This window comes from Bradyrhizobium sp. UFLA01-814 (genome assembly GCF_046718885.1).
Classification (GTDB): Bacteria; Pseudomonadota; Alphaproteobacteria; order Rhizobiales; family Xanthobacteraceae; genus Bradyrhizobium; species Bradyrhizobium elkanii.
In genome coordinates this window covers 15,707-38,913 of sequence record NZ_JAQOSR010000057.1, presented here as the reverse complement: position 1 = coordinate 38,913, position 23,207 = coordinate 15,707, and the positions used below count along the sequence as shown (strand labels likewise).

General features: G+C 65.5%; 22 protein-coding genes. 9 read left to right on the top strand and 13 right to left on the bottom strand.

Annotated elements, in window-relative coordinates; genetic code table 11:
- Positions 1-22 precede the first annotated feature (22 nt).
- From PMN64_RS19055 to PMN64_RS19045, 3 genes are all read right to left on the bottom strand, one after another.
- Positions 23-1,093, bottom strand: a complete 1,071-nt coding sequence (locus PMN64_RS19055; RefSeq protein WP_411781728.1) for an aldose epimerase family protein — start codon at positions 1,091-1,093, stop codon at positions 23-25.
- Positions 1,094-1,095: 2 nt separating this feature from the next.
- Complete coding sequence (locus PMN64_RS19050) at positions 1,096-2,025, bottom strand: Gfo/Idh/MocA family protein (RefSeq protein ID WP_411781727.1); 930 nt, start codon at positions 2,023-2,025, stop codon at positions 1,096-1,098.
- A gap of 237 nt (positions 2,026-2,262) precedes the next feature.
- Positions 2,263-3,288 carry a histone deacetylase family protein gene (locus tag PMN64_RS19045; RefSeq protein ID WP_092089641.1) on the bottom strand — a complete coding sequence of 342 codons (1,026 nt, stop codon included), beginning with the start codon at positions 3,286-3,288 and terminating at the stop codon, positions 2,263-2,265.
- A 181-nt stretch (positions 3,289-3,469) separates the two neighbouring features.
- On the opposite strand from PMN64_RS19045, the gene PMN64_RS19040 reads away from it, so the two are divergent.
- Entirely contained in the window at positions 3,470-4,081 is a 612-nt protein-coding gene (locus tag PMN64_RS19040; RefSeq protein WP_304496979.1) for a TetR/AcrR family transcriptional regulator, read from the top strand.
- Positions 4,082-4,084: 3 nt separating this feature from the next.
- Here PMN64_RS19040 and PMN64_RS19035 read toward each other — a convergent pair whose 3' ends face one another.
- Positions 4,085-5,035: a fatty acid desaturase gene (locus tag PMN64_RS19035; RefSeq protein WP_411781726.1), complete on the bottom strand. Its 951-nt coding sequence runs from the start codon at positions 5,033-5,035 to the stop codon at positions 4,085-4,087.
- A 14-nt stretch (positions 5,036-5,049) separates the two neighbouring features.
- Positions 5,050-6,081, bottom strand: a complete 1,032-nt coding sequence (locus tag PMN64_RS19030) for an alpha/beta fold hydrolase (protein WP_411781737.1) — start codon at positions 6,079-6,081, stop codon at positions 5,050-5,052.
- A 369-nt stretch (positions 6,082-6,450) separates the two neighbouring features.
- On the opposite strand from PMN64_RS19030, the gene PMN64_RS19025 reads away from it, so the two are divergent.
- The 7 genes from PMN64_RS19025 (at position 6,451) to PMN64_RS18995 (ending at position 14,930) form a co-directional block, all read left to right on the top strand.
- Complete coding sequence (locus PMN64_RS19025; RefSeq protein WP_411781725.1) at positions 6,451-7,788, top strand: MFS transporter; 1,338 nt, start codon at positions 6,451-6,453, stop codon at positions 7,786-7,788.
- 320 nt (positions 7,789-8,108) lie between these two features.
- Complete coding sequence (locus PMN64_RS19020; RefSeq protein WP_411781736.1) at positions 8,109-9,014, top strand: LysR substrate-binding domain-containing protein; 906 nt, start codon at positions 8,109-8,111, stop codon at positions 9,012-9,014.
- Positions 9,015-9,140: 126 nt separating this feature from the next.
- Positions 9,141-10,082, top strand: coding sequence for a 5-dehydro-4-deoxyglucarate dehydratase (gene kdgD, locus PMN64_RS19015; RefSeq protein WP_212060499.1), 942 nt, complete (start codon positions 9,141-9,143; stop codon positions 10,080-10,082).
- A 31-nt stretch (positions 10,083-10,113) separates the two neighbouring features.
- A complete protein-coding gene (gudD, locus tag PMN64_RS19010) occupies positions 10,114-11,469 on the top strand; it encodes a glucarate dehydratase (protein WP_411781724.1) in 1,356 nt (451 codons plus the stop codon).
- 18 nt (positions 11,470-11,487) lie between these two features.
- Entirely contained in the window at positions 11,488-12,936 is a 1,449-nt protein-coding gene (locus PMN64_RS19005; protein WP_411781723.1) for an aldehyde dehydrogenase family protein, read from the top strand.
- A gap of 186 nt (positions 12,937-13,122) precedes the next feature.
- Complete coding sequence (gene garD / locus PMN64_RS19000) at positions 13,123-14,664, top strand: galactarate dehydratase (RefSeq protein ID WP_411781722.1); 1,542 nt, start codon at positions 13,123-13,125, stop codon at positions 14,662-14,664.
- A gap of 92 nt (positions 14,665-14,756) precedes the next feature.
- The gene (locus tag PMN64_RS18995; RefSeq protein ID WP_411781721.1) at positions 14,757-14,930 is read left to right on the top strand and encodes a hypothetical protein; all 174 of its coding nucleotides are present in this window, start codon (positions 14,757-14,759) and stop codon (positions 14,928-14,930) included.
- 29 nt (positions 14,931-14,959) lie between these two features.
- On the opposite strand, the gene PMN64_RS18990 is transcribed toward PMN64_RS18995, so the two are convergent.
- Both PMN64_RS18990 and PMN64_RS18985 read right to left on the bottom strand, forming a co-directional pair.
- Positions 14,960-16,465 carry a CHAD domain-containing protein gene (locus tag PMN64_RS18990; RefSeq protein WP_411781720.1) on the bottom strand — a complete coding sequence of 502 codons (1,506 nt, stop codon included), beginning with the start codon at positions 16,463-16,465 and terminating at the stop codon, positions 14,960-14,962.
- A 93-nt stretch (positions 16,466-16,558) separates the two neighbouring features.
- Complete coding sequence (locus tag PMN64_RS18985) at positions 16,559-16,816, bottom strand: hypothetical protein (protein WP_028338520.1); 258 nt, start codon at positions 16,814-16,816, stop codon at positions 16,559-16,561.
- 218 nt (positions 16,817-17,034) lie between these two features.
- On the opposite strand from PMN64_RS18985, the gene PMN64_RS18980 reads away from it, so the two are divergent.
- A complete protein-coding gene (locus PMN64_RS18980) occupies positions 17,035-17,211 on the top strand; it encodes a hypothetical protein (RefSeq protein WP_162832403.1) in 177 nt (58 codons plus the stop codon).
- Between the two features lie 48 nt (positions 17,212-17,259).
- Here PMN64_RS18980 and PMN64_RS18975 read toward each other — a convergent pair whose 3' ends face one another.
- From PMN64_RS18975 to leuC, 6 genes are read right to left on the bottom strand one after another with little or no spacing between them, the layout of a single operon-like run.
- On the bottom strand, positions 17,260-18,132 hold the full coding sequence (locus PMN64_RS18975; protein WP_411781719.1) for an ABC transporter permease: 873 nt from the start codon (positions 18,130-18,132) through the stop codon (positions 17,260-17,262).
- Positions 18,129-18,962, bottom strand: a complete 834-nt coding sequence (locus PMN64_RS18970; RefSeq protein ID WP_411781718.1) for an ABC transporter ATP-binding protein — start codon at positions 18,960-18,962, stop codon at positions 18,129-18,131. The genes PMN64_RS18975 and PMN64_RS18970 overlap by 4 nt, the downstream gene beginning before the upstream one ends.
- Complete coding sequence (locus PMN64_RS18965; protein ID WP_028338517.1) at positions 18,959-20,020, bottom strand: ABC transporter substrate-binding protein; 1,062 nt, start codon at positions 20,018-20,020, stop codon at positions 18,959-18,961. Before PMN64_RS18965 ends, PMN64_RS18970 begins: the two co-directional genes overlap by 4 nt.
- Positions 20,020-21,153, bottom strand: coding sequence for a 3-isopropylmalate dehydrogenase (gene leuB, locus PMN64_RS18960; RefSeq protein ID WP_028338516.1), 1,134 nt, complete (start codon positions 21,151-21,153; stop codon positions 20,020-20,022). Before leuB ends, PMN64_RS18965 begins: the two co-directional genes overlap by 1 nt.
- The gene (gene leuD / locus PMN64_RS18955) at positions 21,150-21,800 is read right to left on the bottom strand and encodes a 3-isopropylmalate dehydratase small subunit (protein ID WP_028338515.1); all 651 of its coding nucleotides are present in this window, start codon (positions 21,798-21,800) and stop codon (positions 21,150-21,152) included. The genes leuB and leuD overlap by 4 nt, the downstream gene beginning before the upstream one ends.
- A 3-nt stretch (positions 21,801-21,803) precedes the next feature.
- A complete protein-coding gene (gene leuC, locus PMN64_RS18950) occupies positions 21,804-23,207 on the bottom strand; it encodes a 3-isopropylmalate dehydratase large subunit (RefSeq protein ID WP_028338514.1) in 1,404 nt (467 codons plus the stop codon).

Below are 23,207 nucleotides of genomic sequence, written 5' to 3'. Positions count from 1 at the left end.
GCACGGTCGGTCATGGTGTCACTCACACGGTTGAGAAGCGGTAGACGATGCTGCGCCGATAGAGCTGCCCCGGATCGAGCCGCGCCGACGGAAAGTCGGGCCGGTTCGGCGTATCCGGCCAGGCATGCGGCTCGAGACAGAGCGCGTCGGATTGCCGGTACAGACGACCGCCCTTGCCGGCGGTCGAGCCGTCGAGGAAATTGCCGGAATAGAACTGCAGTCCCGGCTGATCGGTGAACAGCTCCATCACGCGGCCGCCGTGCGGCGCCTCGAGGCGCGCAGCCAGACGAAGACCCGTCCCCTTGGCCAGGCAGAAATTGTGGTCATAGCCGCGCCCGAGCCGCAGCTGCTCGTCATTCATCCTGATCCGCGCGCCGATCGCCGTGGGCTTGCGGAAGTCGAACGGCGTGCCGTCGACCGGCCGCGGCGGGCCCTGTAACGGGATCGCGGTGGCGTCCACAGCGAGGAAATGGTCGGAGGCGATCGTCAGCCGGTGATCGAGGATCTGCATGCCCGAGCGCGCGCCCTCGAGATTGAAGAAACTGTGATTGGTGAGGTTGAGGCAGGTCGGCCGGTCGGTCGTCGCCTCGTAGGTGACCGAGAGCTCCATCGGACTGCACACGCTGTAGGTCACCCGCGTCTGAAGGTTGCCGGGATAGCCCTCCTCGCCATGCGAGCTCTCGCGCGCCAGCACCAGCGTCGGCTCCGGATCATCCGATAGTTCGGCGATCCGCCACAGCTTGCGATCAAAGCCCTGCAGGCCGCCATGCAGCGCGTTGGGGCAATTGTTGGCCTCAAGCTGCATGGTCTCCCCGTCGAGCACGAAGCGCGCGCCGGCGATCCGGTTGGCGTAACGGCCGATCGTCGCACCGAAGAATTTGCGCTGTGCGAGATAGCCGTCGAGTTCGTCGTGGCCGAGCACGATGTCGTCGCAATGCCCGTCACGATCCGGCGCGAGCAGCGCCTGCAGCGTGGCGCCGAAGGGAAGGATGGCGGCCTCAAAGCCGTGTTCGCCGCGCAGCGTCACGCGCTCGACCACGGTACCGTCGGGCAATTTGCCGAAGGGCGCGCAACCGATTTTGGCTGATGTCATTGTCAGTCCTCGAACGCCTCGACGAGGCGCCGTCGCCCCAGCATGAAGCTATCGGCAACAAGCCGCAAGGGCGCGAGGTCGACATCGGATTTTCCTTCCGAGGTCAGCGCGACGAAACGGCGGTACAGCGCGGGATATTCCTCATCTGGCGCATCGACCACCAGCCTGCTGCCATCGCGCAGCTGCCTTCCACCTTTCGACAGCGTCACAGGCCCGGCCTCGGTCTCGCACAGGATGTCCCAGCTCGGCGATCCGGTCTGGCGGAAATCGAATTCGGCGTGGATCGGCAAGCCGCTCGCGTCGGAGAGTTCGATCTCTGCCGCAATCGGCGCCTCCCGATTGGAGGGAAAGTCCAACGTCGCGCTCCTGACAAAGACCGCACGCGGCAGGATCTCGGTCAGGATCGACAGCGCGTTGATGCCGGGATCGAACACGCCGAAGCCACCCGCCTCGAAGATCCAGGCCTGGCCCGGGTGCCAGACGCGCACGTCTTCCTTCCAGATGATGGTCACCTTGTTGATGGTGCGTCTCGCGAGCAATTGCCGCGCAGGACCGACCGCGGCCGCATAGCGTGAATGCCATGCGGCAAACAATGTCCGGCCCGCCTCCTGCGCGGCCGCGATCAGCGGCGTGAGTTCGCTCAACGTCGCGCCCGGCGGCTTCTCCAGCAGCACATGCTTGCCCGACGCGAGCGCGGCGGCGGCCTGCGCATGGCGCAGCTGCGGTGGCGTACACAGCGCGACCGCGTCGATCTCCGGCCCGTCGCGCAACAACTCCTGCAAATCGCGGAAATGCGGCAGGCCGGGCGGGGTCTTGACGGGATCGGCCACCGCAACGAGAGCCACGCCTGACGTCTTCGCGATCGCAGGCACGTGCTGCCGGCACGCGATCTCGCCAAAGCCGACGATGGCGATGCGAAGCAGGTCACTCATGGCCGTCCTCGCGTTGCTGTCCACCTGGCCGGCTGACGCCGCCAGGCAGAATCATAAGCCAGCGCAGAATACCAACGGCATGATGTGATTTTGGTTGCGGACACGCAAGTCCACGACGCTCTGTTGCGCGCCTCGCGGCCGAGGCATCGGCTTTGATCAATCAAGGTCGATGCTCCAGATTCCTGTTTTGACGGGCTTTGTTCGCGCGGACCGGTCACCGCCTCGCCCGAAATTGCGCTACCGTGCGGCCTCAAACCCGCCGAGCACCGCCGTCAGATTGGCGCCGAGGATGTCGGAGAGATAGCCGCCCTCCTGCACCAGCACCGTCGGCAACCCGAATCGGGCCAGCCCCTCGCCGATGCGGCGGAAGCCGTCGGTGGTGACGGCGAGGCCGGCAAGCGGGTCCTTCTCGGAGGCGTCGAGACCGAGCGCGACCACGAGCGCGGTCGGGGCGAAGGAGCGGATCGCCTTCTCCGCCGCTGCAAGCGCCTTCATGTAGTCGTCGTCACCGGTGCCCTTGGCGAGGGGAATGTTGAGATTGGTGCCGAGGCCGCCTCCGGCGCCGCGCTCATGCGCATAGCCCCAGACGAAGGGATAGAAGAACGACGGATCGGCGTGGATCGAGACGGTGAAGACATCCGGCCGCTCATAGAAGATGCCCTGCGTGCCGTTGCCGTGATGCACGTCGACGTCGAGGATCGCGACGCGCTCATGCTTCTGGCGCAGATGCTCGGCCGCAATCGCGCTGTTGTTGAGGAAGCAGAAGCCGCCGGCGAGGTCGCGATAGGCGTGATGGCCGGGCGGGCGGCACAGCGCGTAGACGGCATCCTCGCCGTCGAGCACCATCTGCGCGGCGGTGACCGCGACGTCGCTCGAGGCGCAGGCGCCGGCCCAGGTGCCGGGACCGATCGGGGCCGCGGTGTCCATCGTGTGCCAGCCGAGCTTGCCGACGATATGAGCGGGGTACGTGCCGGCATTGCGCACCGGGTGGATGTTCGCGATCATCTCCGGTCCGGCATTGCCGAGCGCCGACCATTCGTCCCACGCGTCCGCGAGAAAGCTCAGATATTCCGGACTGTGCACGCGCGCCCGCGGCCCCTGCCCGAACCTGGTCGGCTCGATCAGCGTGTGCTTGCCGGCCTTCAGGCCAGCCAGCAGGCGGTCGGCGCGCTCGGGCTGTTCGGTGGTACGCTGGACCACACCGCGGACCAGGAAGAATTGCGGATCATGGCTGCGGTGCAGATCACTGTAGACGGCCTTCACGGGGACACTCCTGTTCGATCGGCGGCTGAGCTGGACAGAGCGAGGGCAATGTGCCGCACGTAAGCTTTGGCTTGCGCGTTGTACACTATCAGCGACGGCGACGATCTGAAACCGAGCGCGATTTCATGCTATGCCCGCATGTAACGCAATGATTGAAAGACGCAGGACGCGAAGTCCGGCCATGGCCAGCGGCAAGACGGAGACGGAGGAAGCGGCAACGGGGCGGCGCGGGCGGCCGCGCTCCGCCGCGACCACGGCCGCGATCCTGGAAGGCGCCTATCAGCTGATGGCGACGACCGGCCTCGCCGCGACCACCATCGACGCGATCGCCAGACATTCCAACGTCTCGAAGATGACGATCTACAAATGGTGGCCGTCGCGCGAAGCCTTGCTAATCGATGCCTTCCTCGACCAGGCCTCGCGGGCCGTGCCGCTGCCTGAGGCGGGCAATCCGGTGGCCCGCATCCGTCGCCACGTTGCGACCTATGTCGAGGCGTTGCAGGGCGAGTTCGGCCGTGTACAACTCGCCGTGATCTCGGAATGCATCTCGAAGACCGGCACGGCGGAACTGTTCTACGAGCGTTACCTCGGCCTGCGCCGCAGCAGGATGCTGGAGATCATCGCCGCCGGCCAGAAGGACGGCAGCATCGGCGCGCCGGGCGTCCCCGGCGATATCTATGACGCGATCTATGGCAGCCTGTTCTACCGCTACGTCTTCGGCATCAGGCCGCTGACGCCGGCCTACGCCCGCAATCTCGTCAATCTGGTGCTGCGGCCCCGCGCGGACGCTTGACTATCAAGCAGAGCGCTGGCGCTGACGGCGGAACCAGGCCCAGGTCTCGCGCGTGACGGCCCTGTAGTTGCTGCCGCGATACACGATGTGGCCATCGACGATGGCGTTCAGCTTCGGCAGCGCATGGAACGGCACCGTGGGATAGGCGTGGTGCTCGACATGGTAAGGCATGTTCCAGGCGAACCATTTCATGATCCTGCCGGTCATCGTCGTGCGCGTGTTCTCGAACGCGCTCCGCGTCCGCTCGCAACCGGTGTGCTCGGCATAGAGATAGGGGCGCAAGATGAGCTGACCGGCCAGGAGCGGCACGATCCACACCCAGAGCAGGATCGCACTGTGCAGCGCGAACGACGCCGCGAGCAACAGCAGATAGCCCGCGAGATAGAGCCTCGCCTCCAGGACGATCGAGGCGCGCTTGTGCTCCGGAATCCACGGCACAACCACCTTTCCGGTGAATGCATGCCAAAACATCAGGCGGATGCGAACCAACACCTGCAGCAGTCCCGAATAGGCGATCGCCAGCTGGGTGTCCGACGCAGGCTTGGGGCCGACGATCAGCTCCGGGTCTTTCTCCGGATCCTGCGTGTAGCGGTGATGATCCCAGTGAAACAGGCAGTAGTACTGGTAGGGCAGTCCGATCATGAAGGCGGACAGATTGCCGACGACAAGATTGAGCGCCGGACTGCGGAACGCGGTCTTGTGCGCGGTCTCATGCACCACCATGAACAGGAACGCGACGAAGTAGCCCTGCACGGCAATCAGCGGCAGCGCCCATGGCAGGCCATGGCGCGACGAGACCAGGAAGATCAGCGCGCCGACGGTGACGATCATCCCGTAATGGCTTGCCGCGCGCACCGCGCCGGCAAGGTTCGACTTGGTCGACAAATCGCGCAAGGTCAGCGGGCTGAGCGGCTTCAGGCGGGGTCCGGCGTCACTGGTCTCGGCGGTGCTCATGGTCGTCTCACCTGTCAGCGTTGCAGCAGCGCCGAGATTTCGGCGTTGATGAAGGCGCGGTCTTTGGCGTTGTTGGCGGGATTGCCGGCCCGGTGCCCGTGGATCGACGGAATCGCGTGCAGCGCGGCCGAGCGCGCGTTGACCAGGCGGCCGAGTTCATCCTCGTTGTCGCGCGGATCGAAATAGCGATCGGTACGACCCGGCATCAGCAGGATATGCGCCTTGATCGCGGCCAGCGCCCGGTCGAAGTCGCCGCCGAATTGATCGCAGCGGCTGATATCGCCGGCCTGCCAGATCGCGATCTGCGCCAGCAGATCATTCGCATCGCGCCGCGCGAAGGCACCGTCCCACGATCCCGCCAGATAGTCTTCCAACGAGTTGAAGCCAGCCTCGCGCCAGACTTCCTCGCGATAGAACTCATGCGACATCGCCCAGCCGGCGTAGACGCGCCCCATCGCGCGCAGGCCCGCCGCGGGCTTGGTGACGAAGCGGCCGTCCCGGTAGGCCGGGTCGGCGGTCAGCGCGGCCTTCACACCTTCGAGGAACACATGATTATACGGCGAGCACCGCGCGCTGCCGCAAACCACGGCTGCGCGCTCGACCATGTCGGGATACCGCGCGGCCCAGTGATAGGCCTGCATGCCGCCCATCGACCAGCCATAGACCAGCGCGAGCCTGGTCACGCCGAACCGCTCGACCAGCAGCCGCCTCTGGATCGCGACCGCGTCATGATAGGTGAAGGCAGGAAACGGCGCGCCACCGAGCACCTCGGCCGAATTCGACGGCGAGGAGGACAGGCCATTGCCGAACAGATTCGCGATGACGATGAAGTAGCGCCCGGGATCGAGCGCGCCGCCCGGCTGCACCAGCCATTCGATGTCGGCGTGCTGTGCGGCAAACGACGTCGGATAGAGGATGACGTTGTCCCGCGCCGCGCTCGGCGTGCCATAGGTCTTGTAGGCGAGCCTCAGTTGCGGAAACACGGCACCGCCCTGCAGCGTCACATCACCTGCCTCGAACACCTCATAGTCGCGCGGCGTGGTCATCAGCATTCGACCTCGAGCAGCCGGGCGCAACGCTGCGCCCTCAATAACTGTACAAAACGTACATTAATTTGTCGATCTTGGCAAGGCGTCATCGTGCGAGGATGTGACGCACTTGCATTGTCGTCATTGCGAGGAGCGATAGCGACGAAGCAATCCATATCTCCGCTTGCGGCAGGCTGGATTGCTTCGCTTCGCTCGCAATGACGTGGATGGAGCGGTGCGCATTGTCTCCGTCATCCCGCGCGCAACGGTGGCATCGCACCGGGCCGATCCATTCAAAATCGGTATGGATCAATACCCGTTTCGGCTTGGACCCATTGTCGTCATCTCTCTAGGACAGACCCCGAGGAAATTTTCGAGGAGGCGCTAATGAGCGCAATTGTGTCCGCCGCAGACACGCGGCGATCCCGCGTCCGGCTCTTGATCGTGACGATGCTGTTTCTCGTCACCACCGTGAACTATGCCGATCGCGCCACGCTCTCGATCGCCGGCCCCGCACTTTCCAAGGAACTGCATCTCGATCCCGTCGCGATGGGCTACGTGTTCTCGGCGTTCGGCTGGTCCTATGTGGTCGCCCAGGTGCCGTGCGGCTGGCTGCTCGACCGCTTCGGCTCCAAATGGGTCTATGCGATCAGCATCATCGTCTGGTCGATCTTCACCGCGATGCAGGGCCTGGTCGGGTTCCTGTCCGCGGGCACGGCCGTGGTCCTGCTGTTCGGCCTGCGCTTCCTGGTCGGCATCGCCGAGGCGCCGTCATTCCCGGCCAATGCCCGCATCGTCGCCTCCTGGTTCCCCGGCAATGAACGCGGCACCGCGTCGGCCTTTTTCAATTCGGGGCAGTATTTCGCCACCGTGATCTTCGCGCCGCTGATGGGCTGGATCGCCCATGAGCATGGCTGGCGCCATGTGTTCTACGTGATGGGTGCGCTCGGCATCGTCATCGGCATTGCCTGGATCAAGACCATCTACGAGCCCAAGGAACACCCGGCGATCAACGAGGCCGAGTTCGACTACATCAAGCAGGGCGGCGCGCTGGTCGACATGGATGCGGCGAAGGCCGGCAAGACGCAGGACAGCGGCCCCAGCTGGGACCACATCCGTCAGTTGCTCGCCAACCGCATGATGCTCGGCGTCTATATCGGCCAATACTGCATCAACACCCTGACCTATTTCTTCCTGACCTGGTTCCCGGTCTATCTGGTGAAGGAGCGCGGGCTATCGATCCTGCAGGCCGGCTTCGTCGCGACCTTGCCGGCGCTGTGCGGCTTCATCGGCGGCGTGCTCGGCGGCGTGATCTCGGACTACATCCTGCGCCGCACCGGCTCGCTGACCATGGCGCGCAAGATCCCGATCGTCGGCGGCATGCTGCTGTCGATGTCGATCATCGCCTGCAACTACGTCGACGGCCAGGCGCTGGTGGTCGGCTTCATGGCGCTCGCCTTCTTCGGCAAGGGCATCGGCGCGCTCGGCTGGGCGGTCGTCTCCGACACCTCGCCGAAGGAAGCCGGCGGCGTCTCCGGCGGCTTGTTCAACACCTTCGGCAATTTGTCCTCGATCACGACGCCGATCATCATCGGCTACATCCTGGCCGCCACCGGTTCGTTCAACGGCGCGCTGGTGTTCGTCGGCGCCAACGCGCTGGTCGCGGCGATCGCCTATCTGTTCATCGTCGGCGAGATCAAGCGGGTGCAGCTGAAGGCGGCCTGAGGGCGATGCGCTTTGCTCCGTCATATCACCTCATCCCCGCGCAAAGGCTTCGCCTTTGTCGCTGGAGGAGCCCGCGCAGCGGGCGTCTCGAAGGATGCAGGCCACAGGTGGGGCCTCATGGTTCGAGACGCGCGGAGCCTGTCATCGGGCCGCACTTCGCGCGGACCCGTTGGCGCTCCTCACCATGAGGGACTGACAGTTCGAAACTGAAACGGCGGCTTCGGCCGCCGTCTTTGTCTGCTTTTTGTCTTCTTGGCCAGTGGGAGGCATCGATGCTAGAACGCACAAATCCCCGTTCGATCCATTCCGGGTTAGCATCGATGTTCGACCTGAGCCAGCTCCGCTGCTTTGTCACGGTGGCCGAGGAATTGCACTTCGGCCGCGCCGCGGCGCGGCTCAACATGACCCAGCCGCCGCTGAGCCGGCAGATCCAGGTGCTCGAGCACATCATCGACGCGCCGCTGTTGGAACGCACCAGCCGCTCGGTGCGGTTGACGCCGGCCGGACGCAGCTTCCTGCCCGAGGCGCGGCGCATCCTCAAGCTCGCGGAATCCGCCTCGCAGGTTGCCCGCCGCATCGCGCTCGGCAAGACCGGCTCGCTCAAGATCGGTTTCACGGCGGCGGCCGCCTACGGCTTCCTGCCCGACCTGATCGCGGCCTGTCGCTCGCGCCTGCCCGAGGTCGATTTTTCGCTGAAAGAGATGGTCTCCGGCGATCAGTTCGAGGCGCTCACCACCGGGCAGATCGATGCCGGCCTGCTGCGCCCGCCGATCGCGCGGCCGGAATTCGCCAGCCGGCGCGTCGTGGCCGAACCGTTGCTCGCCGCGATCCCGAAGAAGCATCCGCTGGCCGCGGCCGAGACCGTCAGCATCAAGGATTTCGACGACCAGCCCTTCGTGATGTATTCGCCCTATGAGGCGCGCTACTTCCATGATCTCTTGGTGTCGATGTTCACGCGCGCCGACGTGCTGCCGCGCTATGTGCAGCATCTCAGCCAGATCCATTCGATCCTCGCCATGGTGCGCGCCGGGCTCGGCGTCGCGATCGTGCCGGAAGCGGCCGCCAGCCTGAAGATCGCGGAGGTCAAGCTGAAGCCGCTGAAGCTGCGATCACCCGTGCCGGTCGAGCTGTTCATGGTGTGGCGGCGCGATCATGAGAACCAGTTGCTGCCTTCATTGATCGAGATCGCAACCGAAATCGCAGGGCCGCACCTGCGCGGCGATTGATGCAGATTGTGCATCGCTCGATACCGCGTTTGGCTTGGACGCGCATCGAAGCATTCCCTAGAAATTCCGCCATGGACGCGCGCTGCTCGCGCATCCCGTTCCCAGAAACATTCAAGGAGTGGCGCCATGAGCAAGATGACCCCTCAGGAAATGGCCGCTAGAATCGGTGGCGGCCTCCTGTCGTTTCCCGTGACTCCGTTCAACGCGGACTATTCGTTCGACGAGGCGACCTATCGCGCCAACATGGACTGGCTGTGCGGCTATGACGTTGCCGGCCTGTTCGCCGCCGGCGGCACCGGCGAGTTCTTCTCGCTGACGCCGAGTGAAGTTCCGCACGTCGTGAAGATCGCGGTCGACGAGACCAAGGGTCGCGTTCCCGTGCTGGCCGGCACCGGCTACGGCACCGCGATCGCGCGCGAGATCGCGGTTGGCGCCGAGAAAGCCGGCGCCGATGGTCTGCTGCTGCTGCCGCCCTATCTCACGCATGCCGAGCAGGACGGCCTCGCCGCGCATGTCGAGGCGGTGTGCGCATCGGTCAAGATCGGCGTCATCGTCTACAACCGCGACAATGCGATCCTGCAGCCCGATACGCTGGCGCGCCTCTGCGAGCGCTGCCCGAACCTCGTCGGCTACAAGGACGGCATCGGCGACATCGAGCTGATGACCCGCGTCTACACCCGGCTCGGCGATCGCCTGACCTATATCGGCGGCCTGCCGACCGCGGAGACCTTTGCCCTTCCCTATCTCGACATGGGCGTGACCACCTATTCGTCGGCGGTGTTCAACTTCGTGCCGGAATTCGCCACCAAATTCTACGCCGCGGTGCGCCGGCGCGATCATCAAACCATCCATGCAGGGTTGAAGGATTTCATCCTGCCGCTGATCGCGATACGCAACCGCAAGAAGGGTTATGCGGTGTCGATCATCAAGGCCGGCATGAAGGTGATCGGTCGCGATTCCGGCCCGGTGCGGCCGCCGCTCACCGATCTCACCGCGCAGGAGACCGCCGAGCTCGCCGCGCTGGTGGCCAAGCTGCCGCAGGCCGCCGCGCAGCAGGCGGCAGAATAAGCCGAACGGCCAACAACGAAGGGAGGAGCAGATGATCCAGGACACGATCCGCACCGGCTTTGCCGGCGCACCTGTTGTCACGGCGATGGAGGTGATCCCGGTCGCCGGCCGCGACGGCATGCTCCTCAATCTGAGCGGCGCGCATGCGCCGTTCTTCACCCGCAACCTCGTCATCCTCACCGACAACTCCGGCCACACCGGCGTCGGCGAGGTGCCGGGCGGCGAGAAGATCAAGAAGACGCTCGAGGACGCCCGCGACCTCGTCGTCGGCCAGAGCATCGGCGCCTGCAACAACATCCTGGCCTCGATGCGCCAGGCCTTCGCCGATCGCGACGCCGGCGGCCGCGGCAAGCAGACCTTTGACCTCCGCGTCACCATCCATGCGGTCACCGCGGTCGAATCCGCCCTGCTCGATCTGCTCGGCCAGCATCTCAATCTCCCGGTCGCCGCGCTGCTCGGCGAAGGCCAGCAGCGCGCCAGCGTCGAGACGCTCGGCTATCTGTTCTTTGTCGGCGATCGCAAGAAGACCAGTTTGCCGTATGTCGAGGGCGAGACCGGCAAGCCCGACTGGTTCGATCTGCGCCATCAGGCGGCAATGACGCCGGAGGCGATCGTACGCCTCGCCGAAGCGACGCAAGCGCATTACGGCTTTGCCGATTTCAAGCTCAAGGGCGGTGTGCTCGCGGGCGAAGCGGAGATCGAGGCCGTCACCGCAATTGCAAAACGCTTTCCGAAGGCGCGCGTCACGCTCGACCCGAACGGCGCCTGGTCGCTCGACGAGGCGATCCGCCTGTGCAGCAACATGCATGGCGTGCTGGCCTATGCCGAGGATCCCTGCGGCGCCGAAGCCGGCTTCTCCGGCCGCGAGATCATGGCCGAGTTCCGCCGCGCCACCGGGCTGCCGACCGCAACCAACATGATCGCGACCGACTGGCGCCAGCTCTCGCACGCATTGCGGCTTGGCGCAGTCGACATTCCGCTCGCCGATCCGCATTTCTGGACTATGCAGGGCTCGGTGCGGGTGGCGCAGACCTGCCGCGACAACGGCCTGACCTGGGGCTCGCACTCCAACAACCATTTCGACATTTCGCTGGCGATGTTCACCCATGTCGGCGCCGCCGCGCCCGGCAAGGTGACCGCGATCGACACCCACTGGATCTGGCAGGACGGCCAGGCGTTGACGCGCCAGCCGCTGCAGATCAAGGGCGGCAAGATCGCGATCCCGGATCGGCCGGGCCTCGGCATCGAGCTCGATCGCGGTGCCATCGAGGCCGCGAACGCGCTATACAAGCAGCATGGTCTCGGCGCCCGCGACGACGCGCTGGCCATGCAGTTCCTGATCCAGGGGTGGACCTTCGACGACAAGCGTCCCTGCCTCGTGCGCTAAACAAGAAAGGTTGGAAACATGGCCGCTCACCAGAAGAACTTCATCGCCGGCGAATGGGTCGACGGAACAGGCATCACGCGGGACATCAACCCCTCCAACACCGGCGATGTCGTCGGCGAATACGCCAAGGCCGACAAGGCGCAGACCGAAAAGGCGATCGCTGCCGCGAAGGCCGCATTCCCGGCCTGGGCGCGCTCGACCCCGCAGGAGCGCTTCGACGCGCTGACCAAGATCTCGGTGGAAATCCTCTCCCGCAAGGAAGAGCTCGGCCGCCTGCTCGCCCGCGAGGAGGGCAAGACGCTGCCGGAAGGCATCGGCGAGGTGGCGCGCGCCGGACAGATCTTTGCGTTCTTCGCCGGCGAAGCGCTGCGGCTGATGGGCGAGAAGGGCGCATCGGTGCGCCCCGGCCTCGACGTCGAGATCACCCGTGAGCCGGTCGGCGTCGTCGGCATGATCACGCCGTGGAATTTCCCGATCGCGATCCCGGCCTGGAAGATCGCGCCGGCGCTCTGCTACGGCAATTCAGTGGTGTTCAAGCCGGCCGAGCTGGTGCCGGGCTCCGCCCATGCGCTCTCCGAGATCATCGCGCGCTCCGGGATTCCGGCGGGCGTCTTCAACCTCGTGGTCGGCTCGGGCTCGGTGGTCGGCCAGACCTTGCTCGATCATCCCGATGTCGCCGCGATCTCCTTCACCGGCTCGGTTCAGACCGGCCGCAAGATCGCGCAGGCCTGCGTGCTCTCCAATCCGATGAAGAAGTTCCAGCTCGAGATGGGCGGCAAGAACCCGCTGGTCGTGCTCGACGACGCCGACGTGAAGGTCGCGGTCGAGGTTGCGGTCAACGGCGCCTATTTCTCGACCGGCCAGCGCTGCACGGCGTCCTCGCGCCTGATCGTCACCGCCGGAATTCACGATCGCTTCGTCGCCGCGATGACCGAGCGCATGAAGGGGCTCTCGGTGGATGACGCGCTGAAGAGCGGCGTACATGTCGGCCCGGTCGTCGACCAGAGCCAGCTCGACCAGGACCTGCGCTACATCAAGATCGGCCAGGATGAAGGCGCCCGCTTGCACTGGGGCGGCGAGCTGTTGAACCGCGAGACGCCCGGCTTCTATCTGCAGCCGGCGCTGTTCACCGAGGCGACCAACCAGATGCGCATCGCGCGCGAGGAGATCTTCGGCCCGGTGGCCTGCGTGATCCGCGCCAAGGATTATGAAGAGGCGCTGGCGATCTCTAACGACACCGAGTTCGGCCTCGCCTCGGGCATCTGCACGTCAAGCCTGAAATACGCCTCGCACTACAAGCGCAACAGCGAGGCCGGCATGGTGATGGTCAACCTGCCGACCGCCGGCGTCGACTACCATGTCCCGTTCGGCGGCCGCAAAGGCTCGAGCTACGGCGCACGCGAACAAGGCGCCTATGCCCGCGAGTTCTACACCACGGTGAAGACGGCTTACACGTTCCCGGGTTGACCTCGTGAGATGAGATCGCGCGGCACCGTCGCTGCGCCCCCTCTCCCGCTTGCGGGGAGGGTCGGGGTGGGAGCTCTCTCCACGAGTCATACTGTGGAGAGAGCCCCCACCCGGATCGCATTATTCGATGCGATCCGATCTCCCCCGCAAGCGGGAGAGGTGAAGCAACGTCAGGAGGAGTCCACGATGGACCAGTCGATCGGCGCGCAGGAGCAGCCCCGCTACATCAAGCTCAACGAGCGCGACAATGTCGCGATCGTCGTGAATGATTTCGGGCTGCCCGCCGGCTCCCGCTTCGCCTGCGGCCTGACCTTGCGCGCCTTCGTGCCGCAGGGCCACAAGACCGCGCTGGTAGACATCGCCGAGGGCGCACCCATCATCCGCTACGGCGAGGTGATCGGCACGGCGCTGTCGCCGATCCTGGCCGGCGAATGGGTCGACGAGGCACGCATCCGCATGCCTGAGGCCCCGCCGCTCGATCAGCTCGAGATCGCGACCGCGGTGCCGCCGGCGCTGCCGCCGCTCGAGGGCTTCACTTTCGAGGGCTACCGCAACCCCGACGGCTCGGTCGGCACCAAGAATATCCTCGGCATCTCCTCCTCCGTGCAATGCGTCAAGGGCACGATGGAATACGCGGTGAAGCGCATCCGCGCCGAGCTCTTGCCGAAATATCCCAATGTCGACGACGTCGTGCCGCTGACCCACGCCTATGGCTGCGGCGTCGCGATCACGGCGCCCGACGCCGTGGTGCCGATCCGCACCCTGCAGAATCTCGCGCTCAATCCGAATTTCGGCGGCGAGATCCTCGTCGTCGGCCTCGGCTGCGAGAAGCTCGCGCCGGAACGGCTGGTGCCGGAGGGCGTCGGCGATGCCATCGTGCGGATGCAGGACGAGGCCTTTGACGGCTTCGGCGCCATCGTCGACGCCATCATGACCCAGGCCGAGGCCCGGCTGAAGGTGCTCAACGCCCGCAAGCGCGAGACCTGCCCGGCCGCCGACCTTGTGATCGGCCTGCAATGCGGCGGCAGCGACGCGTTCTCCGGCGTGACCGCGAACCCCGCGGTGGGCTTTGCCGCCGACTTGCTGGTTCGCGCCGGCGCGACCGTGATGTTCTCGGAAGTGACCGAGGTGCGCGACGCGATCCAGCTGCTGACCCGCCGCGCGGTCAACGAGGATGTCGGCCGCGCGCTGATCCGCGAGATGGAATGGTACGACGCCTATCTCGCCCGCGGCGGCGCCGACCGCAGCGCCAACACCACGCCGGGCAACAAGAAGGGCGGTCTCGCCAACATCGTCGAAAAGTCGCTCGGCTCGATCGTCAAGTCCGGCTCCGGCCCGATCGCGGGCGTGCTGTCGCCGGGCGAGAAGGCGCGGCAGAAGGGCATGCTGTTTGCGGCGACGCCCGCCAGCGACTTCATCTGCGGCACGCTGCAGCTCGCCTCCGGCATGACCTTGCAGGTGTTCACCACCGGCCGCGGCACGCCCTATGGCCTGGCCGCAGCCCCGGTCATCAAGGTCGCGACCCGCAGCGAGCTGGCACGGCGCTGGAAGGACCTGATCGATTTCGACGCCGGCTGCATCGCCACCGGCGAGAAGACAATCGAGGAAACCGGCTGGGACCTGTTCCGCCTGATCCTTGACGTCGCGAGCGGGCGCACCAAGCCGTGGTCGGACCGCTGGGGCATCCACAACGATCTGACGCTTTTCAACCCGGCGCCGGTGACCTGAGCATCGCGGCTCCTTAACCACCCGTTAGCCACGTCCTGATCGGCCGGGGAACGTGGCAATTCGATTCAAATTGTCTGGGCATGGAGGCGCACATGACCCGGACCATCAATGATCTCAGAGATCAGGCCGACCGCGCCGAACGGCTGGCACGCACCGGCATGGACTCGTTGACGGTCGAGTGCCTGCGTGCCTACGCGGAGGAATGTCGCAGCCAGATCGCAGCCGCCGAGCGGGAAAGGCAATCGGGGGCATCACCAGCGGCATAGATGTCCGGGGGTTCGCCGCCACACGCTTGTCAGAATTTCTCGAGTCCTCGCACTTCCCTGGCCGCAACCTTGATCAGCGGCTTGACCGCCTGTTCCTCTCGGCCGAGCACAACGCCCGAAGCGAAGGCGCTGGCGCGCTCCTTCCGATGCGGGGCCTTCAGCGCCGCATCGACCGCCAGCTTGCGGTGCGCGACAAAATCGTTCAGCGAGCCGAGCGCATCCTGGACCCGCTTCAGGTGCCTGGAGAGCCGCGCGAGTTGCCTGTGCTCACCCTTGCGCGAAAACAGGCTTTCGAAGAAATCGATCGCGTATCTGAGCGTCTTGGCCTTGATGCGCACCTTGTGCCGCTCCCGGGCCGACAGCTCGTCGAGACGCCGGCCATCCTTGCGCAGCTTCCTGACGCGGCGATGCAGCAGCGCGGCGGCGAATTTCTCGATCGGACCGCCCTCGTCCTCCGCGGATATGGTCCTCTTTGTCTCGATCCATTGCAACGTGTCGATCAGCATGGACCGATAGCGCCGCGAATTGACCGCCTGCCGAGCGCCGGCAAATGCGCGGTCGCGGCGGTCGGAGAAATCCTGCCGGATCGCTTTGCCGCCTCGCCGCAGCAGCGCGTCATGCGATGCAGGCTCGATATCTTCCTTGACGAATACATCAAGCTCGCGCGCCGGTGCGAGCGCGCTGGTGAGCCACTTCAGCTGCGTCTTGATGTCTTCCGTCGGGGCTACGAGGAGGATCTTCGAGAACAGCGAGATCGCGGCGCGCAGCCGCCGCAACCCGACCCGCATCTGGTGACTGCCTTCCGCCTCGCCCTCGCGGACGGCGTCGGCATTCGACGAGAAGTGACGAAGCGCGGCGCGCGCGATCACCCGAAACGCCGCGCCGGCGGTAAGCCCGGCGTCGAGCACGATGGCCCCGGCGGAGACGACGACATGCTCCTCGCCATCGGCAAGTTCATAGCCATGTTCGGCTTTCGAGCGCAGATCGAGCTCCGCCGCCGCCTTCCGCTCCAGCGCCCTGGCGACCCGGAACAGGTCGAGCGGGCGGCCGCTCTTGAGTTCGAGTTCGACCTCGTCGATTCGGCGCGAACGATGCCCGGCCGTGGTGTAGCCGCGGTCGATCGCGAGCTCGATCGCGCTGCGTTTCGTCCGCAGCGGCACGGTAATACGCCGGACCGACGTCGCGAACATCGGCTTCAGCTTCTGACGCAGTCTGTCGGACGCGAGCTTTTCGAGCGGTGTACCTTCGGCCTTGTCGAGGTCGAGGTGTCCATCCGCAAGGTCGGTCTCCCATTCGCCCCGTTCAAACTGTGGACCCGCGCCGGACTTGATCGTCTGAACATAGCTGCCGCCATCCCGCCGCGCGCGCAATGTCAGTCCATGCCGCTTCAGCTTGTGCTTCGCGGTGTCGAAATAGGTCGAGACGAGATCGCTCTCGGATGGTGCGCCGCTTTTGCTGCCGGCGATCCGCGGTTTCTTCAGTCCCTTGAGCTTGCGCGCAGGAACGCGGAATTTGAGCTCCGTCTCGGCCGCCATCGTCGCTCCGTGGCCTGAGCACCAAGCAAACGTCCGCCGTGACGAGGTCAGCGACGGACGTTCATGCTCACACAAGATCGCCTGAAGTTGGCGTCAATCGTCGTCGTTGTGGATGACGGTTTTGCTGCGATTGCCGAATTCGTCCCGCTTCTTTATGACCGTGGTCCGGTCACGGCGCGGCTCACGCTCCCTGATCACGGTGGTGCGATCACGATCGCGGTCGCGATACTCGGGTGCCCGACCAACCGTTACACCCGCGCCGACGGGACCTGCGCGGACACCGATATCATCGGCGAACACAGGCGATGCGATCGCGGTCACTATGGCCGCGGCTAGCAGATACGTCCTCATGCCGTCTCTCCTCCTCCAGTTGCGATGAGAAGGAGGAACGTCGAGTGCGACGGACCGTTCCTGTATCGAACGTGCTGCAGTTGCTCACGCACCGGTGCGAAACATCGCGCGGGGAACTCGCTGAACAAGCATTCATCTGTGTGGCGAAATACCCGTGTTCCACGCGTTGAATAGCCTGAATTGATGTCCCACGTCCTTAACTAACAGGAGGACGTTCCATGAAACAGTCACAGCACTTCCTCGACAATGCGGAGAACTGCGCGCAGCTTGCCGAGCGTGCCGACGACGAGCCGACCCACAAGCGCTTCAAGCGAATGGAAGCGGCCTGGCGCGCGCTGGCAAAGGAACAGGATTGGCTCGACGGCGAGACTTCGCCAGCGGAAAATGCAGCCTAGATCCAGCCCGGCCGTGGCGGCAAATGCGACGTCGCCACGGCCCGCGGCCTAATCGGCGCTGCGCTGCCGCTGCCAGCGCAACAGATAGGCCTGCAGCCGCCAGATGATCGCCGACAGCACCACGCCGACCAGCATCAGCACCACGACAGCAACCATCATGCCCGAGGCCTCGCCGCGCGCCTCCGATTCGATGATGAGGCGGCCGATGCCGCGCTCGGCGCCGATGAACTCGCCGACGATCACGCCGATCAGCGCGAAGGAGATCGCAGGCGTCAGCGAGGCGAACACCCAGGCCATCGTCGAGGGGATCACCACCGTTCGGGTGATCTGCCATTCGCTGGCGCCGAGTAGCCGCGCGGCATTGGTGAAGCCCTCGTCGATCGAGCGCGCGCCCTCGAAGGTGTTGAAGAACACCAGAAACACGACGACGATCCAGGACGTCACGATCTTCGACATGTCGCCGATCCCGAATGCCAGCACGATGATCGGCGCCAGCGCGATTCGCGGGATCGAATTCACCGCGGTGATGAAGGGCTGAAAGATCGCGCTCAGCCGGTCGGATCGTCCCAGGATCAGCCCGGCGACGAAGCCGCTGACCACGCCGGTGACGAAGCCGAAGAAAGTATTCTTCAGGGTGATGGCGGTCGCGGCCCAGAGATTGTTCTCGTTGCGCGCCAGACACTTTCCGAAGTCGCCGTTGAACCAGCTGTTGAAGACGCCGAGCTTCGAGGTCAGGCAGCTCTGGATCAGGAAGTTGTCGAAGATCATCGACGGCTTCGAGATGAAGTAGGGATCGAGCAGGTCGGGCACCAGCCAAGGCAGTCTGGTGCGGAGGTCGTAGCCCCATTGCCAGACCGACAGCACGACGGCGCAGATCAGGACCTGCCAGCCGACCGTGCCGAGCGTGCCGTACCTCTTCATGCGCTGCGGCCCTTGACGAATTCCTCGCCCAGCGAATGCCAGATGTGCTGGAACAACTCGGCATAATGCGGGGTCTCACGCACCTTCACTGCATCGCGCGGACGCACGAAGTCGACCTCGAACATGTCCTTGATGCGGCCCGGCCGCGCCGAGAACAGGATGATGCGGTCGGCCAATGTCAGAGCTTCGCCGAGGTCGTGGGTCACGAACAGCACGGTCTGCTGCTCGCGCTCCCAGATTCGAAGCAGCACCTCGTGCATGTCGATCTTGGTGTGGGTGTCGAGCGCGCCGAACGGCTCGTCCATCAGGAGAATCTGCGGCTCGACGATCAAAGTGCGCATCAACGCCGCGCGCTGTCGCATGCCGCCCGACAGCGCCGACGGATAGGCGTTCTCAAATCCCTTCAGGCCCGCTTGCGCAACGCATTCAGCGATGCGCTCCTTCCGTTCGTGAGCCGGCACGCCTGACAGCTCCAGCCCGTAGCCGATATTGTCGCCGACGGTCCGCCATGGAAACAGCGTGTCGCGCTGGAAGACATAGCCGACATTGGGCGTCGCCTTGCCGGCGACAACGCGCTTGCCGTCGATCAGGATCTCGCCGCCGGTGGGGCGGATCAGCGAGGCGATCATGTTGAGCACCGTGCTCTTGCCGGAGCCCGACGGCCCAAGCAGCGCGACGAACTCGCCGCGGCGGACGTCGAAGGTGACGTCGCGGACCGCCTCGATCGTGGTCCTGGCAAGCTGGAACGACTTGCTCAAACCCTTGACCTCGACGCGACGATCGGCCGAGGCGCGCGGCGACACGGTTGCGCTTGTCTCGAGCGCGCTCAACCCGGATAGGCCTTTCGCGCCGCTTCGATCAGGTTGGAATTGACCACGTCGGCGATCTTGAGCGGCTTGATACCGGTCATCTCGCGGAACCAGACTTTCTCGCCGCGCGCGAAGCTCGCGGCGTCGATCGAGCCCTCATAATCCGCGACCTTCTGGATCGACGTGATCTCCAGCAGATTGGCCTCGCGCGAGGTGCTGCCGACATAGGGCTCGATGGCGTCGTAGACCTCGGTCGGCTTGTGGGTCTTGATCCATTGCGACGCCCGCCACAGCGCGGTGACATAGGCCTGCATCTTGGCCGGGTCCTTGTCGATGGTGGCTTGCAGCGTGAAATGCGCGGTCACCGGCACCTTGCCGCCGATATGCTTGTTCCAGATCGCCTCATCGGTACCGTCGAACAGCAATTCGCCCCAGCCCTGCTGCTGTGCCTCGTTCAACAGCGACAGCGAACTGACGAGAATGTCGACCTGCTTCGACTTCAGCGATCCCAGCATGGTGTCGACATTGCCGGTGCCGATCCAGGTCACCTTGTCGTCAAGCCCCATGGTTTCCATGTAGTATGACGACCAGACATGGTTGGTGCCGCCGAGCGAGGAAACCGAGACGATCGGCTTGCGGCCGTCGGGCCGCTTCCATTGCGTGAAGGCCTCCAGCGAGTTGATGCCCTGGTCCTTCAGATCCTTGCGGATAATGAACATCACCGAGTTCGACCGTGTGTCGACCGGCAACAGCACGCGCGCGGCGCGACCGTGATTGGTCAGCTGCATCGGATGGGTGACGTCGCCGATGCCGATGTCACCCTGCGACGAGGCGATGATCTCGCGGGTCTTCACACCGCTGCCGCCCTGCACCAGCTTGCAGTCGAGCCCGGCCTCCTTGAAGTAGCCGATACGGTCGGCGACGAACTGCGTCTGATAGACCGGCACCGCGACCGGATAGATCGCGCGGCCCGTGGCCGCCTGCGCCCATGCACGGCCACCCGCCAGCGCGGCGCCGCCGGCGGCGATGACCGTCAGCGCCGATCGCCTCGAAATGTGGGGCATGGCGAGGCGCGCCATCACGCGTGCTCCTTCGCCGAGATCTTGTCGAGCGCGCCGAGCACCGCATCACCCATCTGCACGGTCGACAGCGTTTTCGCCCCGGCCTCGGCGATATCGGCCGTACGCGCGCCGGAAGCGAGCGCGGTCTGCACCGCCTTCTCGAGCAGGTCAGCGTCCTCAGGCCGATTCAGCGTCAGGCGCAGCAGCATCGCGACGCTGAGGATCGAGCCGAGCGGATTGGCGATGCCCTTGCCCGCGATGTCGGGCGCGCTGCCATGCACCGGCTCATAGAGCGCCTTGCGCCGGCCGAAGCGATCGACCGGGCCGAGCGAGGCCGACGGCAGCATGCCGAGCGAACCCGAAGCCATCGCCGCGCAGTCGGACAGGATGTCGCCGAAGATGTTGCCGGTCACCATCACGTCGAACTGCCGCGGCTCGCGCACGATCTGCATCGCGGCGTTGTCGACATAGAGATGGGTCAGCTCGACATCGGAGAACTCCTCCTTGTGCAGCTTGATCACCTCCTCGCGCCACACCACGCTGGTCTCCAGCACATTGGCCTTGTCGACCGAGCAGACCTTGTTGCGCCGGGTCCGCGCCAGTTCGAAGGCCGAGCGCGCCACGCGGCGGATCTGGTTCGTGGTGTATTGCTCGGTGTTGAAGCCGCGGCGCTGGCCGTCGGGCAGCGTCTCGATGCCGCGCGGCTCGCCGAAATAGATGCCGCTGGTCAGTTCGCGGATGATGACGAAATCGACGCCGTCGAGCACCTCGGGCTTCAGCGGCGCGGACGCCGACAGCGCCGGGCTCGCCATGATAGGCCTTAGGTTGGCATAGAGATCGTACTTGCTGCGCAGGCCCAGCAGGCTGCCGGCCTTGCGCGCCGCGGCCGGCACTTCGGTGGTCTCCGGTCCGCCGGTCGCGCCCCACAGGATGGCGTCAGCCTCGTCCATCGCCTCGGCGGTATCCTCGGGCAGCACCTTGCCGGTCGCCAAATACGGGATCAGACCGTATTGGGCCTCGCGCAAGGTCATCGGCACGTTACGTTTCGCCGCGAACCAGTCGAGCACGCGGCGCGACTGCGCGGTGACCTCGGGGCCGATGCCCTCGCCGCCGACGACGGCGACCTTGACCATGTTGGATTGCGTGCTCATGCGGATGTCCTTGAAGCGGGTGTCCTAGTCGAATGAATCCATGGCCGCGCCGCGCGGTCGGAAGCCTGGAAAGCGAGGATCTCGTCGTCGCGCCGCAGCGTCAGCGCCACCTCGTCGAGCCCCTTCAGCAGCCCCTCGCGTCGCCGCGGATCGATCTCGAACGAATGCCGCGCGCCTGACGGCGAGACGATGGTCTGGGCCTCGAGGTCGATCGAGACCTTGCCCGCGCCTTGCGTCGCCTCGATGTCGGCGGCAAGCTGATCGACCACCGCCTTGTCGACGATGACGGGCAGGATTCCGTTCTGGAAGCAGTTGGCGAAGAAGATGTCGCCGAAGCCGGAGCCGATGATGGCGCGGATGCCGCGCTCCTGCAGCGACCACACCGCGCCCTCACGCGAGGAGCCGCAGCCGAAATTCGGCCCGGTCACCAAAATCTCCGCTTCCCGATACGGCTCGCGGTTCAGGATGAATTCCGGATTCTCCGAGCCGTCGGGCAGATAACGCAGCGAGCCGAACGCCCATTTGCCGAGCGTGCCGCGGATCGAGTTGCCGACCAGGCGCTCGATCCGGATGATGACATCGGTATCGATATTGCCGCGCATGATCGGCGCGGCGGTTGCGGTGAGCTTGTCGAACGGTTTTGGCATGCTCTAGCGTCCCATCATCCTGACATCGGCGATCGCGCCGGCAATGGCGGATGCCGCGGCACTCGCAGGGCTCGCCAGATGTGTCCGCGCGCGCGGCCCTTGCCGGCCGACGAAATTGCGGTTCGAGGTCGAGACCGAGCGCTGCCCGGGCGCCACCACCTCACCATTGGCGGCAAGGCACATCGAGCAGCCCGGCTCGCGCCACTCGAAGCCGGCGTCGATGAAGATCTTGTCGAGCCCTTCGGCGACCGCCTCGCGCTTGACGTTCTCGGAGCCCGGCACCACCCAGGCGCGGACCCCGGCCGCGACCTTGCGGCCGCGCGCAATCTCGGCCGCAGCGCGCAGGTCGCTGATCCGGCTATTGGTGCAGGAGCCGATGAACACCCAGTCGACCGGCGTGCCCGCGATCGGCGCCCCGCCTTGCAGGCCCATATACTCCAGCGCGGTCTCGATCGCGGCGCGCCGCAACGGATCGTCGACCGCCTTCGGATCGGGAATGACGCCGTCGACGCCGACGACGTGCTCGGGGCTGATGCCCCAGGTCACTTGCGGAATGATCTTTTCGACGTCGATCACGACCTCGCGGTCGAACACCGCGTCGGGATCGCTCGGCAGTTCGCGCCACGCTTTCACCGCGAGATCCCACATCTCGCCTTGCGGCGCATAGGGACGGCCACGCAGGAATTCGAACGTCTTTTCGTCCGGCGCCACCATGCCCATCTTGGCACCGAGCTCGATCGAGAGGTTGCAGATCGTGAGCCTTCCCTCGATCGGCAGCGCGCGGATCGCACTGCCGGCATATTCGACCGCATAGCCGGTGCCGCCGGCCGCGCCGATATGGCCGATCAGCGCCAGGATCATGTCCTTGGCGGTGACGCCGAGCGGCAGCTTGCCCTCGAAGCGCGCGCGCAGCGTCTTCGGACGGCGCTGGATCAGCGCCTGCGTCGCCAGCACATGGGTGAGCTCGCTCGATCCGATGCCGAAGGCGAGCGCCCCCAAGCCGCCATGGGTGCAGGTGTGGCTGTCGCCGCAAACGATGGTCGCGCCCGGCAGGCTCAAGCCGAGTTCCGGACCGATGACGTGGACGATACCCTGGCCGGGCTGATCGACATCGAACAGCGTGATGCCGCTCGCCGAGGTCTCGACCCGCAGCGCGGCCAGCAATTCCAGTCCGATCTTGCTGGTTCCGGCGCGGCCCGGCGCCGTCGAGAGCGCGTGATCCGGCGTCGCGAATGTCAGTTCGGGATTGTGGACCTTGAGGCCCCGGCTCTTCAGATCGAGCAGGCCGCGCGAACCGCCGAGATCGTGCAGCAGATGGCGGTCGATATGAAGGAGGTCCGTATCCTCGCTGAGGCGAGCAATGACATGCTGGTCCCAGATCTTCTCGAGCAAACTTCGGCCGGGCAT

What these genes read in the sequence shown, in the direction of transcription:
- PMN64_RS19050 (WP_411781727.1), bottom strand. Translation starts at nt 2,025, where the DNA reads ATGAGTGACCTGCTTCGCATCGCCATCGTCGGCTTTGGCGAGATCGCG.
- leuB (WP_028338516.1), bottom strand. Translation starts at nt 21,153, where the DNA reads ATGAGCACGCAATCCAACATGGTCAAGGTCGCCGTCGTCGGCGGCGAG.
- garD (WP_411781722.1), top strand. Translation starts at nt 13,123, where the DNA reads ATGGACCAGTCGATCGGCGCGCAGGAGCAGCCCCGCTACATCAAGCTC.
- PMN64_RS18975 (WP_411781719.1), bottom strand. Translation starts at nt 18,132, where the DNA reads ATGAAGAGGTACGGCACGCTCGGCACGGTCGGCTGGCAGGTCCTGATC.
- leuC (WP_028338514.1), bottom strand. Translation starts at nt 23,207, where the DNA reads ATGCCCGGCCGAAGTTTGCTCGAGAAGATCTGGGACCAGCATGTCATT.
- PMN64_RS18980 (WP_162832403.1), top strand. Translation starts at nt 17,035, where the DNA reads ATGAAACAGTCACAGCACTTCCTCGACAATGCGGAGAACTGCGCGCAG.
- PMN64_RS18990 (WP_411781720.1), bottom strand. Translation starts at nt 16,465, where the DNA reads ATGGCGGCCGAGACGGAGCTCAAATTCCGCGTTCCTGCGCGCAAGCTC.
- PMN64_RS19055 (WP_411781728.1), bottom strand. Translation starts at nt 1,093, where the DNA reads ATGACATCAGCCAAAATCGGTTGCGCGCCCTTCGGCAAATTGCCCGAC.
- PMN64_RS19035 (WP_411781726.1), bottom strand. Translation starts at nt 5,035, where the DNA reads ATGAGCACCGCCGAGACCAGTGACGCCGGACCCCGCCTGAAGCCGCTC.
- PMN64_RS19040 (WP_304496979.1), top strand. Translation starts at nt 3,470, where the DNA reads ATGGCCAGCGGCAAGACGGAGACGGAGGAAGCGGCAACGGGGCGGCGC.
- leuD (WP_028338515.1), bottom strand. Translation starts at nt 21,800, where the DNA reads ATGCCAAAACCGTTCGACAAGCTCACCGCAACCGCCGCGCCGATCATG.
- kdgD (WP_212060499.1), top strand. Translation starts at nt 9,141, where the DNA reads ATGAGCAAGATGACCCCTCAGGAAATGGCCGCTAGAATCGGTGGCGGC.
- PMN64_RS19005 (WP_411781723.1), top strand. Translation starts at nt 11,488, where the DNA reads ATGGCCGCTCACCAGAAGAACTTCATCGCCGGCGAATGGGTCGACGGA.
- PMN64_RS18985 (WP_028338520.1), bottom strand. Translation starts at nt 16,816, where the DNA reads ATGAGGACGTATCTGCTAGCCGCGGCCATAGTGACCGCGATCGCATCG.
- PMN64_RS19025 (WP_411781725.1), top strand. Translation starts at nt 6,451, where the DNA reads ATGAGCGCAATTGTGTCCGCCGCAGACACGCGGCGATCCCGCGTCCGG.
- PMN64_RS18965 (WP_028338517.1), bottom strand. Translation starts at nt 20,020, where the DNA reads ATGGCGCGCCTCGCCATGCCCCACATTTCGAGGCGATCGGCGCTGACG.
- gudD (WP_411781724.1), top strand. Translation starts at nt 10,114, where the DNA reads ATGATCCAGGACACGATCCGCACCGGCTTTGCCGGCGCACCTGTTGTC.
- PMN64_RS19020 (WP_411781736.1), top strand. Translation starts at nt 8,109, where the DNA reads ATGTTCGACCTGAGCCAGCTCCGCTGCTTTGTCACGGTGGCCGAGGAA.
- PMN64_RS19030 (WP_411781737.1), bottom strand. Translation starts at nt 6,081, where the DNA reads ATGACCACGCCGCGCGACTATGAGGTGTTCGAGGCAGGTGATGTGACG.
- PMN64_RS18995 (WP_411781721.1), top strand. Translation starts at nt 14,757, where the DNA reads ATGACCCGGACCATCAATGATCTCAGAGATCAGGCCGACCGCGCCGAA.